This is a genomic window from Rhodospirillum rubrum ATCC 11170, assembly GCF_000013085.1.
Classification (GTDB): domain Bacteria; phylum Pseudomonadota; class Alphaproteobacteria; order Rhodospirillales; family Rhodospirillaceae; genus Rhodospirillum; species Rhodospirillum rubrum.
The window spans coordinates 3,312,822-3,328,735 of sequence record NC_007643.1 but is presented as its reverse complement, the minus strand read 5'-3'; the positions used below and the strand labels follow the sequence as shown (position 1 = coordinate 3,328,735).

Below are 15,914 nucleotides of genomic sequence, written 5' to 3'. Positions count from 1 at the left end.
GAAGGCGACCAGACGGGGAGGCGAGCGTGCCGGCGGCGGCGGCGCTGACGAAGGACGCGAAGGACGACGTGTTCAGACGCGGCGGGCGTCCATCAGATCGACGAAGCGCTTGAACAGATAGTGGCTGTCCTCGGGGCCGGGCGAGGCTTCCGGGTGGTATTGCACCGAAAACACCGGCTTGCCATCGACGGCCAGCCCTTCAAGGACATTGTCAAACAAACTGGTGTGGGTTTCGGTGACGCCGGCGGGCAGGCTGGCCCGATCCACGGCAAAGCCATGGTTCATCGAGGTGATTTCGACCTTGCCGGTGGTGTGATCCTTCACCGGGTGGTTGGCCCCGCGATGGCCGGTGGCCATCTTATAGGTCGTCGCCCCCAGGGCCAGGGCCAGCATCTGATGGCCCAGGCAAATGCCAAACAGCGGCTTGCCGGTCTCGATCAGCTGTTTGATCACCGGCACCGCATAGGTTCCGGTGGCCGCCGGGTCGCCCGGGCCGTTCGACAGGAAGATGCCGTCGGGCTGATGGGCCATCACCTCGTCAAGGGTGGTCTGGGCCGGCACGACGGTGACCTTGCAGCCCAGCGAGGCCAGATTGCGCAAGATATTGCGCTTGGCGCCGTAGTCGATGGCCACCACATGGAAGCGAGGATCGCTCAACCGTCCATAGCCGCCGTCCAGCGACCACAGGGTCTCGTCCCAGGCGTAGGTCTGGGTGCAGGTGACCTCGGCGGCGAGATCCATGCCCTCGAGCCCGGGCCAGCCTTGCGCCTTGGCCACCAGGGCGGGGATGTCGAAAACGCCGTCGGCGGCATGGGCGATCACCCCGCTGGGGGCGCCAAGGTCGCGGATGCGCCGGGTCAGCTGGCGGGTATCGACGCCGCTGATGCCGACAAGGCCGCGCGCCGCCAGCCAGCCGTTCAAGGCGCCGGTGGCCCGCCAATTGGCCGGTTCGGTGATGTCGGCGCGCAGCACGCAACCGCGGGCGGCGGGGACGGTGCTTTCGATATCCTCGGCGTTGGTGCCGACATTGCCGATATGGGGAAAGCAGAAGGTGACGATCTGCCCGGCATAGGACGGATCGGTCATCACTTCCTGATAGCCGGTCATCGCCGTGTTGAAGCAGACCTCGCCGACCACTTCGCCCAAGGCGCCCACGCCTCGGCCCCAGAAGAGCGTGCCATCGGCAAGCGCCAGAACGGCCGTGGCCCCGGGGGGCTTGGGAGTGTGCGAGGGCGTGGACATGGCGATGGTTCCCCGGATCCTAAAGGGCGCGATCCGCCCTCTCCGGAAGCACCGCGCGAGCGGAGGCTCGGGCGATCGGGGGAAGGCGGTCAGGGTTAGGGCCCGGGTCTTGAAAGTGCGGGCGGCACGAAGCCGCCCGCCGCGACCGGCGTGCGGGCCGAGGGGTACTTAAGGGATGCCAAGGGGGAAGTCAAGCACCCTGGAAAAACGAAAAGTTATGATATTCAACGGATTATCGAATGGCAGCGGGGCTTTGCGTTCAGGAACGCTTTGGAGTAAGGTCCCGCCTTTCCCCTGTAAACCATCTGGAGTCCCACGCGATGTTGCGTGCCCAATTGAACGACGCCATGAAGGCTGCGATGCGTGCGAAGGATCAGCGCGCGCTGTCCACCGTCCGCTTGATCCTGGCCGCCCTCAAGGACCGGGACATCTGCGCGCGCGGCAAGGGCAACATGGAGGGCATTGCCGATGAGGAGGTTCTCCAGATGCTGCAGTCGATGATCAAGCAGCGCCGCGAAAGCATCTCCATGTATGAGCAGGGCGGCCGTCTCGAGCTTGCCCAGCAGGAGCAGGAGGAAATCGAGGTCATCGAGCGCTTCCTGCCCGCCCAGATGGACGAGGCCGCCATGGCCGCCGCCGTCGAGGCGACGATCACCGCCCTGGGCGCCCAGGGCATCAAGGACATGGGCCGGGTGATGGCGGCGCTGAAGGAGCGCTTCGGCGGCCAGATGGACTTCGCCCGCGCCGGGGCCCTGGCCAAGGCGAAGCTGACCAACTAGAGCAAATCCCCAAGCCCCTTCATTCCGGGGGCGGCGACGATTTGCTTTCCTCCTAGAGCAAATCCCCGGGCCCTTCATTCCAGGGGGCGACGGGGATTTGCGCCGCTCCCAGACCCTCGAAAGCGGTTGCGCCGCGGATCTTGGGGCGAGGAAGCGGTTGCGCCGCGGATCTTGGGGCGAGGAAAGGGCGTTTCATGGCCTTGCCAAATGCCTTTCTCGATGAATTGCGCGCCCGGCTGACCCTGTCCTCGGTGGTCGGCCGGCGCGTGAAGCTTGCCCGCAAGGGCCGCGAATTCCTTGGGCTCTGTCCCTTCCATAACGAAAAATCGCCCTCGTTCACCGTCAATGACGAGAAGGGGTTCTTCCACTGCTTTGGCTGTGGCGCCCATGGCGACGTTATCGGATTCGAGATGCGCGCCGCCAACATCGCCTTTCGCGAGGCCGTCGAACGGCTGTCGGCCGAGGCCGGGCTGGAGATGCCGCGCGAAACCGCCGAGGACCGCGATCGCTCGCGTCAGGCCGCGAGCCACCGTGAGATCATGGAGATGGCCTGCGCCTTCTATCAGAAGGCCCTGCGCCTGCCCGAGGGACGCGGCGCCATGGAGTATTTGCGCGGTCGCGGCCTGGATGACGCCACCCTGGCGCGGTTCCGCCTGGGGTTTTCGCCCCAGGGCGGGGCGCTGAAGGCGGCGCTGGCCCGCGAGGGCGTGGACGAGCAGGCGATGGTCGACCTTGGGCTGATCCTGCGCTCCGACGACGGCCGGCCCGCCTTCGATTACTTCCGTGGGCGGGTGATGTTCCCGATCGGCGATCCGGCCGGGCGGGTGGTGGCCTTCGGCGCCCGCATCCTCGGCGAGGGGCAGCCCAAATACCTGAATTCGCCCGATACCCCGCTCTTTCACAAGGGCCACAGCCTTTACAATCTGGGGCCGGCGCGCGAGGCGGCGCGCCAGAGCGGCGCCATCATCGTCGCCGAAGGCTATATGGACGTCATCGCCCTGGCCCGCGCCGGGCTGGGTTGGGCGGTGGCCCCCCTGGGCACGGCGCTGACCGAGGCCCAGATGGAGGCGCTGTGGCGCACCATCCCCGAACCGGTGCTGTGCTTCGATGGCGACGGCGCCGGGCGGCGGGCGGCGGCGCGGGCGATGGAACGGGCCCTGCCGTTGATCGGCCCCGGGCGCTCGTTGCGCTTCGCCCTGTTGCCCGGTGGACGCGATCCCGACGATCTGTTGCGCGAAGGCGGCCCCGTCGCCCTGCGTCAGGTGCTTGATGTGGCCGTGCCGTTTTCGGAAATGGCTTGGCGCGAGTTGAGCGAGGGGCAGGCCCTGACCACCCCCGAGCAGCGCGCCGCCCTGGAGGCCGCCATCGACGCCTTCGTCGCCAAAATCGCCGACCGGTCGCTGCAGGGCCATTACCGTCAGGCGCTGCGCGACCGCTTCTGGACGGTATTGCGGGGCGACTCCGCGCGCTCACGGGCCGAGCGGGCGCGCAAGGACCCCCGAAAGGAGCGCAAGGACGGTGGGCGCTGGCGCCCGGGCGACCGCCCGCCGGCGCCCGGTCTGCCGGTCGCCGCCCCGGCCGATCCGGCGCGGTTGCGCGAACGCCTGCTGCTGGCGGCGGTCTTGAATCATCCCGAGGTTTTCGATCATGTCGGCGAGCGCCTGGGGGCGATGATTCTGGGGGAGGGGGCGCTTGACTCCTTGCGACAGGACGTCGTAATGATCCTCGGGGGTGGGAAAAGCCTTGACATGAATGGTCTTTGGAGCCAGTTGAGCGCCAGGGGATACGCGGCCGACGTGGCCGCCCTGACGCGGCCGGAACTGTTGATCCATGGGAAATTCGCACGCCCGGGCGCAGATCCGGGCTTGGTCAAGGCCGGATGGGACCATACATATGATCTCCATCAACGCGGAGCGTTGCAGGCCGACTGTCAAAGGGCCAATGAGCGGTTGGGAGAACACATGACTCAAGAGGCCCTTGAGCATTTCCTGGCCTTCAAGCAGCAGGACAAATGGGCCGACGAGCCGGTGCTCGATGGCCCGGTCCCCGAGGGATGAGCCTCCAGGGGATCAGATCCCGGCTGATCGGACGGACGGTCCGGCGCCGGGACACGTGAGTTTTCCCTTGGAGGTCGCGGACTTGAGGGTCCGTGGATTTTTTTGGGAACGGCTCGAGCGTTCGGGACCCCCGGGCGCGATGGGACGAGGGCAGGCGGTCACGGATGATCCCAAGATTTCAAGGGGACACGGGGGGCCGGATATCGGGCAAGGATGGAAAACCGTATGGCGACCAAGGCGACCAACACGGCGGAAGCGGTGAACACCCAGGAAGAGGGCGGCGATAGCCCCTTGCTTGATTCGATGAACGCCGCCGTCAAGAAATTGGTCAACCGGGGCAAAGACCGGGGTTACATCACCTACGACGAACTCAATAACGCTCTGCCCCCAGACGATGTGTCCTCCGAGCAGATCGAGGACACCATGGCCATGCTTTCCGATATGGGAATCAACGTCGTCGAGGACGAGGAAGAGGGCGAGGCCAGCGCCGCCCCCCCGGCCGAGGCCGGCGAGGAGGAACCCGGCCGCGAAGTCGCCGCGACCGGCAATGTCAGTGAAGACGATATCGGCCGGACCGACGATCCGGTGCGCATGTATCTGCGCGAGATGGGCTCGGTCGAACTGCTGTCGCGCGAGGGCGAAATCGCCATCGCCAAGCGGATCGAAGCCGGCCGCGAGATGATGATCGGCGGCATCTGCGAAAGCCCGCTGACCATCCGCGCCCTGCTGCAATGGCACGACGCCCTGGTCGATGGCCGCATGCTGCTGCGCGACATCATCGATCTCGACGCCACCTATGGCTCGGGCGCCGGTCCCGACGTGGTGGCCGAAGGCCTGGAAGACTCGGTGGTGCCGCTGTCGCCGTTGGCCCTGTCTCCGGCCCGCGCCCTTCCCAAAGAGGCCGACGAGGCCGAAGAGGCCGTGACGCCCGGGCGCGATGACGACTCCGAAGATGAGGACGAGGGCGACGACGCCAAGCCCGCCGATGGGGCGGGCGACGAGGAGGCCGCGCCGAGCGGCGAGGACGAGGGCGACGGCAGCGAGAACAACGTGTCCCTCGCCGCCATGGAACAGGAGCTGATGCCCCGGGTTCTGGAAACCTTCGAGCATATCGCCACCACCTATGGCAAGCTGAAGAAGGCCCAGGATCAGCGCATCGCCGCCTTGCAAAAGGGCGAGGAGCCGGGCGCGGCGCTGGAGCGCAAATACGACAAGCTGAAGCTGGAGCTGGTCGGGCTGATGGAGGATGTCCATCTGAACAACGCCCGCATCGAGCAGCTGGTCGAGCAGCTCAACGCGCTGAACAAGGGCCTGATCACCCAGGAAGGCAAGCTGCTGCGTCTGGCCGAACGGGCCAAGATCCGCCGCGATGAATTCCTTGATCACTACTTCGGCCGCGAGATGGACCCGAGCTGGCGCGAGGATGTCGCCGCGCTGCCGGGCAAGGGCTGGCGCGATTTCACCACGCGCTTCGCCGATGAGATCAAGGATATCCGGGGCTCGATCGCCGAGATCGCCGAGCGCTCCTTGCTGCCCATCCCCGAGTTCCGCCGCATCGTGTCGACGGTGCAGAAGGGCGAGCGCGAGGCCAGCCGGGCCAAGAAGGAGATGATCGAAGCCAACCTGCGCCTCGTCATCTCGATCGCCAAGAAATACACCAACCGCGGTCTGCAGTTCCTCGACCTGATTCAGGAAGGCAACATCGGCCTGATGAAGGCGGTTGATAAGTTCGAATACCGCCGGGGCTACAAGTTCTCGACCTATGCCACGTGGTGGATCAGACAGGCGATCACCCGCTCGATCGCCGATCAGGCCCGCACCATCCGCATTCCGGTGCATATGATCGAGACGATCAACAAGCTGGTCCGCACCTCGCGCCAGATGCTCCACGAGATCGGCCGCGAGCCGACCCCCGAGGAACTGGCCGAAAAGCTTCAGATGCCCTTGGAGAAAGTGCGCAAGGTTCTGAAGATCGCCAAGGAGCCGATCAGCCTGGAAACGCCGATCGGCGACGAGGAAGACAGCCACCTGGGCGATTTCATCGAGGACAAGAACGCCGTTCAGCCTTTGGACGCGGCGATCAACTCGAACCTGCGCGAAACCTGCACCCGGGTGCTGGCCAGCCTGACACCACGCGAGGAGCGCGTGCTGCGCATGCGCTTTGGCATCGGCATGAACACCGACCACACCCTGGAAGAGGTGGGCCAGCAGTTCAGCGTGACCCGCGAGCGTATCCGCCAGATCGAAGCCAAGGCCCTGCGCAAGCTCAAGCATCCCTCGCGCTCGCGCAAGCTGCGCTCTTTCCTCGACAACTGATCAACGATCGCTAAACTGCCGACAGCCGCCGCCCAAGCCCGCTTGGCGCGGCGCTCTGGTGGGCCTGTAGCTCAATGGTTAGAGCCGGCGGCTCATAACCGTCTGGTTGCAGGTTCGAGTCCTGCCGGGCCCACCACTTCCCCATGAAAAAAGCCAGCCGGTTTGGGCTGGCTTTTTTCATGGGGTTGGAGGCTGTTTCCTAACCATGAAATCTCCGACCTTCCCCCTATTTCCCCTCCGCCTCGGCCAGGGCCGCGCGGCGGTCGAGGCCGGCGAGGATGCGGGTGGCCAGGGCCTTGTAGTCGCCGTCGAAGTGGTGGCCGCCGGTGGTCGACAGGATTTCGATGCCGCTGTCCTTGAGCTTGGGGCAGGCGCTGTCGTCTTCTTCCAGGCCGTAGAAGCACTGGATTTGCGCCGGGTCGAGTTTGGCGAGGTCGGGCAAGGTGGGCTGGCTTTCGCCGTGCTTGGCGCCGAACCAGCCGGTCACCGAGATTTCGAAATTGGCCTCGGTGGAAAAGCCGAGCAGGGAAATCTGGGTGATGCGGGCGCGGTCGGCCTCGGGCAGGGCGGCCAGGGTGGCGGGCAGGATGTCGGCGCCGAAGGAATAACCGACCAGCAGCACCTTGTTCACCTGCCAGCGCCGGGTATAGGTATTGATCAGCCGCGACAGGGTCTTGGCGGTTTCCTCGGGGGTTTTCCGGCTCCAGAAGGCGCGCAAGGAGTCGACCCCCAGGGTGGGCACGCCGCGCTTTTGGAATTCGTCGGCGATTTCCTTGTCAAGATCACGCCAGCCGCCATCCCCGGAATAGACGATCGCCAGGGTATCGCGGGTGGCCGTGGTTGGCAGTTCGGTGGCCCAGGCGTCCTTGGTTTTGGCCGATGGGTCGGTGAGCAGGGCCATCAGGGCGGTTTCAAGCGCGGCCTTGGCGGGCTGGGTGGTTTCGGTCGCCGTGATCGCTCCCCAGGTTTCGCGCAAGCTGGCGACATGGTCGCGCCCCGGCGCCGGGGCGGCCGGGGTGAACAGCGTATCGATCGGATTGGGCACCGGGCCGGTTTGCAGGCCATAGGCGATGCCGGCCGTCGTCGTGCGGTGCGGTGCGTCGGTGCACAGGATCTTCTTGAGCGGCAGGCCGCCGGTGGGATCGACGGCCAGGGTATGGCCGATGGTCGCATCGGGGGTCTGGGCGGCCATTGCCAAAGCCAGATCGGCGCCCTCGCCGCTGCCGGCGATCACCGGCAGGACATAGGCCGATCCCCCGGCCGCCTTCTGCACCTCCTGGCTCAATTCCTCGATATCGCCGACCAGATAGACGCAGTCCTCGGGGTCTTTTTCCAGAATCGCCAGATAGCGCGGCAGGTCGATGCCGACCACCACCGAGCCGCTGTCCTTGAGGCGGGCGCTGAGGCGGTCGTCCTCGTCGGACCAGCCCTGGGCATCGGAGATCAGCACCACCAGGGCGTTTTGCGGGCCCTTGGGCATCTCGATCTTCGGGTCGGGAAGACTGCCGGTGGTGAATTGCTTGGTATGGGTGGCAGCAAAGCCAATGCCGAGGAGGGTAAGGGCGACGAGGGGAACGATGATACGCAGTCGGATCATTTTCCGACCACTCCTTTCAGGCCGCCGCCAATCAGTGTGGCGATGTCGGCGAGGGCGAGAGCGGGGTTGAGGCCGCCGGCGACAGCCAGGTAGCGCGGTTGCCATTCGGGCTGGAATTTCGCCTTGAAGGCGCGCAATCCCTGGAAATTGTAAAAGCGTTCGCCGTGCTCGAAGACCGCCCGGCCCACCCGGTGCCAGAAGGGCGCCGCCGGGCTTGACGACAGCCCCGATAGCGGCGCCATGCCCAGGTGGAGGCGGTCATAGCCGGCCGCCTTGAAATGCTCCATCAGGCGGATGAACAGGAATTCCATCGCCGAGCGCGGCGCCTCGTCGTCAAAGCGCATCAGATCGATGGTGGCCTCCTCGGTCAGGGCGGTGGTCATCACGGTGGCGAAGGCGACGATCTGATCGGCCCGGCGCAGCACGGCGACCGTTTGGCTTTGCACATAGGAGCGATCGAAGGCGCCCAGCGAAAAGCGCTTCTCGCGGGCCCGATGGCTGGCCAGCCAAGCGTCCGAGATCTCTTCCAGGCGGTCCATCTCGGCGGCGATCTCATCGGGGCTTAACAGGGAAAAGACCAGCCCGTCGCGGCTGCAGCGGCTGACGGTCTGGCGCAGGCCATAGCGCTTGGAGCCGCTGAGCGAGAAATCGGCCAAGGGAATGCGCGCCTCCTCGCCCAGCTTGAAGGCCGAAAGACCGGCATCGGCGTAAAGCGCCAGATTTTCCGGGACCACCTGATAAAAGGCCGCCCGCCCGCCCGAGGCGCGGGCGGTCTCCACGAAACGCCAGACCAGTTCGGGCCAGGAGTCGCGCGCGCCCACGGGATCAAACAGCGCCACCCACGAGCGGCCTTGCCGGCCATACATGATGAAGGCCTTGCCGTCTTCGGAGAACATCAGGCTTTTGTCGCCCATGCGCAGCAGATTGGCCGCCGCCATCGGCTGGGTTTCAAGGATGGCCAGGGCGCGGTCGATCTCCTGGGGGGAGGGCAGATGGGTGCGGCCGGGCGCCGGGCGCAGCAGGTTCCAGATGGCGAAGGATCCGGCCCCCAGGCTGACGGCGAGCAGGGCGCGCAACGAACGCGGCGCCTCGTTGGAAATCTCGAACTGCCACCACAGGTCATCGGTGTAGTCCACCCCCTGATAGGTGAGGAACAACAGCACGAAGGCCGAGATGACGATGGTGGCGATGGCCGCCAGCCAGGGCGGGGTCAGGGTTTGGTGGAGCAGGGAGGCCGGTCGCGAGAATTCGGCCCGGGTCGCCAGCAGGGCCAGCACCAGAACCGACAGCACGATCGCCTCGCCCAGGGCCACCGCCTTGAGCACCGACAGCACCACGGCGAGGGCGGCGGCGGCGATCGCCGCCCACCACGCGCCGTCCAAGCGGAAGGCCAGACCCCGGGCGACGATCACCAGGGCCAGCCCAAGAACGCTGGCCAGGAAATGGGCGCTTTCAACGATCGGCAGCGCGATCCAGGCGTCAAGGATATCGAGATCGCCCGGCAGGGCCGGGGTGACGCCCGAGAAGATCAGCATGGCGCCCAGAACCAGCGTCATCGCCGAAATCACCGGCGGCGCCATCTGGCTGGCCGAGCGCACCACCTTCGAGGCGGCGGGGCCGGCCATCGCCCGGCGGGTCTCGACGATGCTGACCAGCACGGTGGCGAGCAGCAGCGGCAAGATATGATAGATCACCCGGTAGAGCACCAGGGCGCCCAGGATCTGGTCCATCGGCGCGAGGCGGCCGAGGGTGGCGATCATGATGGTTTCGAAAACCCCCAGACCGGCCGGAACATGGCTGAGTACGCCCAGGCCGATGGCCACGGCGTAAAGGGTGACGAAGGCGGGGAAGCCCAGGCCGATCTCGGGCAGCAACACCCAAAGGATACCGGCGCAGGCGACGATATCCACGGCCGTGGCGGCGAATTGGCCAAGCATGATGCGCGGTCGCGGCAGGCGCAGGGCGACGCGGCCCAGCGCCACCTTGCTTTCCGGGCGCGAAGCGCGGACGACCAGGGCCAGCAGGCCGCCGATCGCCAGAACGGCCCCACCCTGCAGCGCCAGGGGTGGCAGCGACAGCACCCCGGCCACGTCGTCGGCGGCGACCAGCAAGCTGAGGGCGGTAACGGCGGTCAGCCCCAGACCGAAGGCGGCGGTGACGAAAACCACCACCTTGCCGACGCATTCGGGCTCCAGCCCCATCGGCGCGTAGAAGCGGAAGCGGATGGCCCCGCCGGTCAAGGGACCAAAGCCGGCGGTATTGCCCACCGCATAGGAACAAAACGAGGTCAGGGCGACCACCGGATAGGGCACCTTATGGCCGATATGGGCCAGGGCTTCGACGTCATAGACGCTTAGCGACAAAAAACTGACCGCCGTCAGCAGAACGGCCCATCCCACGGCATGCCAGGGCGTGCCGCGCAGGGCGGCCAGAACATCCTGGAAATCCACCTCGCGCGCCATGTGGTAGATGGCGAAGGACAACACGGCCAGCACCACCACGCCGGCCGCCGAGGCCAGGGCATGGCGCCGCGCCGCCAAAACGGCGACGATGCCCGATGTCCAATGGGGAGGGGTCTCGGCCTTGCCTTCGGCAGGCTGGGCGGGAAGATTAACGCCATCCATGGGTGCTATGCGCCTTAATCGCGACGGTCTTCGCCAACCGGGTTCGCTTCCGCCCCCGGGGTCGGTTGCACAGAAACTCGTGAGCAATCATGGCGGATTCAAGGTCGGCCAGAGGGCGGAACGGGGTCGTTTTGGATAAACTTCATGAGGGCTGGCTTTACGGCCTTTCGTCCACATCCTGGGATAGGATAGGCCGCGCGATCGTCCTGTCAACGGGTAAGCGCGCCAAGGCGCGGCCTTGGGCGACGCCCCCGGCGCCCGGCGCGGCGCGAGGCGGGTTGACTCGGCGGGAGCGGCGGATGAGGGTGCGGCCCGGGTCGCCCTCGCCATCCCCTTTCTCTTCGTTGTCCGGAAACGTCCATGGCCAAACCCCTGTCCGTCGTTCTTACCCTGGCCAAGCTGGCGGTGTCGGCTGGGATTCTGTGGGTCATCTTTTCTGGCATTGATACGCAGGGGCTCTGGGCGCGGCTTGATCGCGATGTCGCCCTGGTCGGCGGGGTGGCGCTGGTTTTGCTGCAGATCCAGGCGCTGGGCGGTGGCTGGCGTTGGACGCTGGTGCTGCGCGCCCATGATCGCCGGGTCGGCTTCGCCCAGGCGTGGCGCAATGTGCTGCTGGGGCTGTTCGTCAATCAGGCCATGCCCTCGACCATCGGCGGTGACACTGTCCGGGTGTGGAACGGCACGCGGCTGGGTCTGCCTTTGGGGTTGGCGGCGCGGTCGGTGGTGGTTGATCGCGTCTGCAGCTTTCTGGGGCTTATCTTGCTCTGCGCCCTCGGCCTGCCGGCGCTGCGCCGTCAGGCCAGTGATCCCCTGGTGGCGGCCGGGCTGACCACTTTGGTGATCGGTGGCCTGTGCTGCCTGGGCGCGCTGCTCGCCCTGCGCTTCCTGCCCGGGGCTGTGGCCCGGGCGCGGGGCGTCGCCCCCTTTGTCGCCCTGTCGCGATCGGCGTGGAGCGTGCTGCTGGGGCGGACCACCGCCTTGCCGATTCTCGGCCTGCTGCTGTTTCCCCACGTCATCGATATCCTCGTCGTCTGGCTGTTCGCCGGGGCCATCGGCTCGCCGGCCACCCTGTGGCAGATCGCCCTGGTGTTTCCGCCGGCCATCCTGGTGGCGGCGGTGCCGCTGTCGATCGCCGGCTGGGGCCTGCGCGAGGGCGCCCTGGTTCTGGGCTTCGCCATCATCGGCCTGCCCGCCGATCAGGCGGTGACCGTGTCCTTGCTGTATGGGCTGTCGGCGGTGATCACCGGGGTGATCGGCGGCGCGATCTGGGCCTTGGGCGATCGCGATGGCCTGGGGGCCTTGCGCCGGGGCGGGCGCGAGGCCCTGGCTGAAACCCGCGCGCCCGCCGCCCGGGAAAAAGACGCTCAAAGCGGCGGGTGATCCGGATCAGAACGCGACGACGATTTGCCTGCCTATCAGGGCAGCGGAACGTCGATCGTCACCGTTTGGCCGTCGCGTCCGGGGAAGGCGCGCAGGGCGGCGGTGATCATCGCCGGCATCACCCGATTGATCCCAGGGCTGGGGCCCCGGCTTTCGACATGAAGCTCGTTGAGCGGCAGAACCTCGGCAAGCGGCCGGTCGCCGGCGGCTTTGGCGTCGTAAAGCCGCAAGGTGAAGCTGCGGGTATAGACGGTGCGGGTCGTTATCTCGGTTTCCCAGGGATCGCCGTAGAACGGCGGATCATAGGCATAGGGACGGCCCCAGGGCCGGCGATGGAAGCCGGGGAAGCCCGGGTTCATCATCATCGGCTGGCTGATCACTTCCGTCCGGCCGCCGTCGACGTCATAGGTGAAGCTCATCAGGCTGTCGCTGGCGGCGCGATCGGCGGCCAGGCTGGCGCCCCAGGCCGGCAACTGGTCGGCAAGCATGCGGCGGATGGCATCCCATTCCAGGCTGCCGGCCTGACCGGGCAGGGCGACGATGGCGATCTTGCGCCCGGTCAGGGCGCCGGGCGCATCGGGTTGGGCATAGGCGGTGACCGCCGAGCGCAGGGTCGGCGGGGCGCAGCCGGCCAGGGCGAGAAGGCCAAGACACAGCAGCAAGGATCCAAGCGGAGGTCTCATCGGCGTCCCTTTCGCGTTCTTCCCGGCAAGCCGCCCGATGGCCGGAGGGCCGCGCCCCCCGGCCATCGGCGAGAGGCTTAATCGCCGGCGGCCGGGCCGCTGAACGAGCGTTCGTTGGCCGGAAAACCGGCGGCGGCGAGGCGTTCAAGGATCTCGGCCAGATGGGTATGGTCGCGGGTCTCCAGGATCACCCGCAGATCGGTGGATTTGACCGAAATATCCGAGGTCAGGCGTTCATGGCGGACCTCGACGATATTGCCGCCGGTTTCGCCGATCACCGTCGCCACCCGGGCGAGTTGCCCCGGCTTGTCGCCGATCCTGATCGAGAGATGGGCGATTCGGCCCTCGCGCACAAGGCTGCGCATGATGACCGAGGCCATGATCCGCGGATCGATATTGCCGCCGCTCAGCACCAGACCGACCTTTTTGCCGCGAAAGCGCTGGGGCTCGGTCAACAGGGCGGCGAGCGACGCCGCCCCCGCCCCCTCGGCCACGGTCTTTTCGACCGAGAGATAGAGCGAGATGGCTTCCTCGACCGCCGTCTCATCGACCAGGATGATGCGCGAGACCAAAGCGCGCAGCAGCGGCAAGGTCAGATCGCCCGGTTCCTTGACGGCGATGCCCTCGGCCACCGTGGCGCCGCCGGTGCAAGGCGGCAGGCCGTGGAGGGCGTTATAGGCCGAAGGATAAAGCCCGACCTGAACGCCGATCATCTCAATGGCCGGTTTGACCGCCTTGGCCGCCACCGCCATGCCGCCCAGCAGGCCGCCGCCGCCGATCGGGGCGACCAGGATGTCGAGGTCGGGCTGATCGGCAAGCATTTCCAAGGCCACCGTCCCCTGGCCGGCGATCACCCAGGGATCATTATAGGGATGAACGAAGGTCAGTCCCTCCTCCTCGCGGATGCGCTCGGCCACCAGCCGCGATTCGGCCACGGTCTCGCCTTCCAGCACCACGCGGGCGCCGAAATCACGGGTGTGCTTGACCTTTACGAAGGGCGTGTCAGCGGGCATGACGATAACGGCGGGAATGCCCAGGCGCTGGGCGTGATAGGCCACGCCCTGGGCGTGATTGCCCGCGCTCATGGCGATGACGCCGCGCGCCCGCTCGGTCTCGCTCAGCGCGCTCAACCGGTTGAGCGCGCCGCGCTCCTTGAACGAGGCGGTGAACTGGTGGTTCTCGAATTTGATGAAAACCTCGGCCCCGGTCAGCCGCGACAGGGTGCGCGAGGGGAGCAGCGGGGTATGGGGCACGGCATGGGCGATCAGCCGGGCCGCGGCTTCCACATCGGCCAGGGTGACGGCGGGGACGGCCGAAGCGGCCGGAAACGGGGGGAAGGGCGACATCGGGGGAAGACTCCTGGGGCGAACATGGGTCTTTGCCTAAACCCAGCCGCCGGGTGGGGCAAGCCCCCGTTGGCGATCTCCGCTACGGCCCGCCGTGTGAAATGCCTCGCGTTTTGCGAAACCTTGCAGAAAACACGATCGCGCCCTTCCCCTGGGATCGTGCCAAACCACTGATTTCGAGCGAAAAAAGCGCTCAAGCGGCGATGGCATGGTCCGTGCAAATCCAAACGTGATCTCTGTCCCTTTCAAGAACCACGCTGGTGATGGAAAGGGGTTCCTTCCGGTGACAGCCGATCCGGAAACATCCTAGGATTCCCGGCGGTTCCCAACCGCACTTCCCCGCCGCCAGCCGGGGATCCGACCGATTGGAAAGGCTTTAATCGGGCGGGACGTCTCTCTCAATGGGACGTCCCGCCTTTTTTTTGTCCGGGCCGGATCGGGGATTTATCCATCTGCGTCGCATTTTAAAAGAATTCGCGAAACGGTACTGGGCGGCACGCGCGCCTTGTGTCGGCGCTGCCTTGTAAACACAGGCGAAACCGGGGGGCGAGCTTTTGGCATGGGGCGTGCTTGGAAGGGTGCGATCTCTGTTCCTTCCCATCCCGATCTTGGACGACGAAGGTTCACTTTCCGATGAGGGCCGATCCAGCACGGATCAAGGGGTTTCCGGCCGGTCTGAACCGCACTTCCCCGCCGCCAGCCGAGACTTCCGCGATCGGAGAGGCATCATTGGACGGGACGTCCTCAAACACTGGGGCGTCCCGTCTTTTTTTATGGCCGCTCGCTGTCGAGATGGGCCATCTGCGGCGCGTTATAGCGCTCGCCGGCGGCGGCGCCTTTGGGAACGGCGGCTTCGATGGCGGCCAGATCCCCGGCATCAAGCGACACCTCCAGGGCGCCCAAGGCTTCGCTCAGACGATCACGGCGGCGGGCGCCGACCAAAGGCACGATATCCTCGCCTTGGGCCGCCACCCAGGCGATGGCGATTTGGGCGACGCTGACGGATTTCCGCCGGGCGATGACCGCCAGGGCCTCGACCAGGGCGAGGTTGTGTTCGATGTTGCCTTGCTGGAAGCGCGGGCTGCGGCTGCGAAAATCCGACGGATCGGTGCTTCCGGCTTGCCAATGGCCGCTGATCAATCCCCGCGACAACACGCCATAGGCGGTGATGGCGATGCCCAACTCGCGGCAGCGCGGCAAGATGGCCTCTTCGATGCCGCGCGAGATCAGCGAGTATTCGATCTGCAGATCACAAATCGGATGGACGGCGGCGGCGCGGGCGATGGTGTCCGTCCCCACCTCGGACAGGCCGATATGCCCGACATAGCCCGCCGTCACCAGATCGGCGATGGCGCCGACCGTCTCTTCGATCGGCACGGCCGGATCAAGGCGGGCCGGGCGATAGATGTCGATGTGGTCAAGGCCGAGCCGCCGAAGGGTGTAGGCCAGAAAATTTTTCACCGCCTGGGGGCGGCCGTCATAGCCCAGCCAATCGCCAGCCGGTCCGCGCAGGGCGCCAAACTTGACGCTCACCTGGAAACCGTCACGCGGGCGGCCCTTGATCGCCTCGGCGATCAGCATCTCGTTATGGCCCATGCCATAGAAGTCGCCCGTATCAAGCACGGTGACCCCGGCCTCGAGGGCGGCATGAATGGTCGCGATGCTTTCTTGGCGATCGGAGGGGCCATAAAGGTCCGACATGCCCATGCAGCCAAGGCCAAGCGCTGAAACATGGGGGCCGGTGGTTCCAAGACGATGGTGTCGCATTGCCTGATATCCTTGCCTGGGGGCGGGGTGGGGGGGCCTGTGGCCGCGGTCTGGCGGAAAGGAAGTATGGCGGGCGGGACGCTGTGCGATAATCGGCCTTCTTTCGAACGGGCTGTGCGGGAA

Annotated in this window: 10 protein-coding genes and 1 tRNA gene; 5 read left to right on the top strand and 6 right to left on the bottom strand. The window is 66.4% G+C overall.

Features of this window, described 5'->3' with window-relative positions; translation table 11 throughout:
- Positions 1-72 precede the first annotated feature (72 nt).
- Positions 73-1,242 (bottom strand): glutamine-hydrolyzing carbamoyl-phosphate synthase small subunit, encoded by a 1,170-nt coding sequence (gene carA / locus RRU_RS14885; RefSeq protein ID WP_011390635.1) that lies wholly within the window; start codon positions 1,240-1,242, stop codon positions 73-75.
- A 320-nt stretch (positions 1,243-1,562) separates the two neighbouring features.
- Here carA and RRU_RS14880 point away from each other — a divergent pair, with 320 nt between their 5' ends.
- From RRU_RS14880 to RRU_RS14865, 4 genes are all read left to right on the top strand, one after another.
- Positions 1,563-2,021, top strand: coding sequence for a GatB/YqeY domain-containing protein (locus tag RRU_RS14880; protein WP_011390634.1), 459 nt, complete (start codon positions 1,563-1,565; stop codon positions 2,019-2,021).
- Between the two features lie 194 nt (positions 2,022-2,215).
- The gene (gene dnaG / locus RRU_RS14875; RefSeq protein WP_011390633.1) at positions 2,216-4,078 is read left to right on the top strand and encodes a DNA primase; all 1,863 of its coding nucleotides are present in this window, start codon (positions 2,216-2,218) and stop codon (positions 4,076-4,078) included.
- Positions 4,079-4,303: 225 nt separating this feature from the next.
- Complete coding sequence (gene rpoD, locus RRU_RS14870) at positions 4,304-6,394, top strand: RNA polymerase sigma factor RpoD (RefSeq protein WP_011390632.1); 2,091 nt, start codon at positions 4,304-4,306, stop codon at positions 6,392-6,394.
- Between the two features lie 60 nt (positions 6,395-6,454).
- Positions 6,455-6,530, top strand: a tRNA-Ile gene (locus RRU_RS14865).
- A 90-nt stretch (positions 6,531-6,620) separates the two neighbouring features.
- Here the strand turns inward: RRU_RS14865 and RRU_RS14860 are convergent.
- Together RRU_RS14860 and mprF are read right to left on the bottom strand one after the other, a co-directional pair.
- Positions 6,621-7,991 carry a virulence factor family protein gene (locus tag RRU_RS14860; RefSeq protein WP_011390631.1) on the bottom strand — a complete coding sequence of 457 codons (1,371 nt, stop codon included), beginning with the start codon at positions 7,989-7,991 and terminating at the stop codon, positions 6,621-6,623.
- On the bottom strand, positions 7,988-10,615 hold the full coding sequence (mprF, locus tag RRU_RS14855; RefSeq protein ID WP_011390630.1) for a bifunctional lysylphosphatidylglycerol flippase/synthetase MprF: 2,628 nt from the start codon (positions 10,613-10,615) through the stop codon (positions 7,988-7,990). The genes RRU_RS14860 and mprF overlap by 4 nt, the downstream gene beginning before the upstream one ends.
- Before the next feature lie 360 nt (positions 10,616-10,975).
- On the opposite strand from mprF, the gene RRU_RS14850 reads away from it, so the two are divergent.
- Positions 10,976-11,995, top strand: coding sequence for a lysylphosphatidylglycerol synthase transmembrane domain-containing protein (locus RRU_RS14850; protein WP_011390629.1), 1,020 nt, complete (start codon positions 10,976-10,978; stop codon positions 11,993-11,995).
- Positions 11,996-12,030: 35 nt separating this feature from the next.
- On the opposite strand, the gene RRU_RS14845 is transcribed toward RRU_RS14850, so the two are convergent.
- The 3 genes from RRU_RS14845 to RRU_RS14835 form a co-directional block, all read right to left on the bottom strand.
- Positions 12,031-12,678, bottom strand: coding sequence for a hypothetical protein (locus tag RRU_RS14845; protein WP_011390628.1), 648 nt, complete (start codon positions 12,676-12,678; stop codon positions 12,031-12,033).
- Positions 12,679-12,755: 77 nt separating this feature from the next.
- Positions 12,756-14,024: a threonine ammonia-lyase gene (locus RRU_RS14840; protein WP_011390627.1), complete on the bottom strand. Its 1,269-nt coding sequence runs from the start codon at positions 14,022-14,024 to the stop codon at positions 12,756-12,758.
- Between the two features lie 771 nt (positions 14,025-14,795).
- Positions 14,796-15,791 (bottom strand): aldo/keto reductase, encoded by a 996-nt coding sequence (locus RRU_RS14835; RefSeq protein ID WP_011390626.1) that lies wholly within the window; start codon positions 15,789-15,791, stop codon positions 14,796-14,798.
- Positions 15,792-15,914: the final 123 nt, after the last annotated feature.

Coding starts and splice junctions, on each gene's coding strand:
- carA (WP_011390635.1), bottom strand. CDS start 1,242: ATGTCCACGCCCTCGCACACTCCCAAGCCCCCCGGGGCCACGGCCGTT.
- RRU_RS14880 (WP_011390634.1), top strand. CDS start 1,563: ATGTTGCGTGCCCAATTGAACGACGCCATGAAGGCTGCGATGCGTGCG.
- dnaG (WP_011390633.1), top strand. CDS start 2,216: ATGGCCTTGCCAAATGCCTTTCTCGATGAATTGCGCGCCCGGCTGACC.
- rpoD (WP_011390632.1), top strand. CDS start 4,304: ATGGCGACCAAGGCGACCAACACGGCGGAAGCGGTGAACACCCAGGAA.
- RRU_RS14860 (WP_011390631.1), bottom strand. CDS start 7,991: ATGATCCGACTGCGTATCATCGTTCCCCTCGTCGCCCTTACCCTCCTC.
- mprF (WP_011390630.1), bottom strand. CDS start 10,615: ATGGATGGCGTTAATCTTCCCGCCCAGCCTGCCGAAGGCAAGGCCGAG.
- RRU_RS14850 (WP_011390629.1), top strand. CDS start 10,976: ATGGCCAAACCCCTGTCCGTCGTTCTTACCCTGGCCAAGCTGGCGGTG.
- RRU_RS14845 (WP_011390628.1), bottom strand. CDS start 12,678: ATGAGACCTCCGCTTGGATCCTTGCTGCTGTGTCTTGGCCTTCTCGCC.
- RRU_RS14840 (WP_011390627.1), bottom strand. CDS start 14,024: ATGTCGCCCTTCCCCCCGTTTCCGGCCGCTTCGGCCGTCCCCGCCGTC.
- RRU_RS14835 (WP_011390626.1), bottom strand. CDS start 15,791: ATGCGACACCATCGTCTTGGAACCACCGGCCCCCATGTTTCAGCGCTT.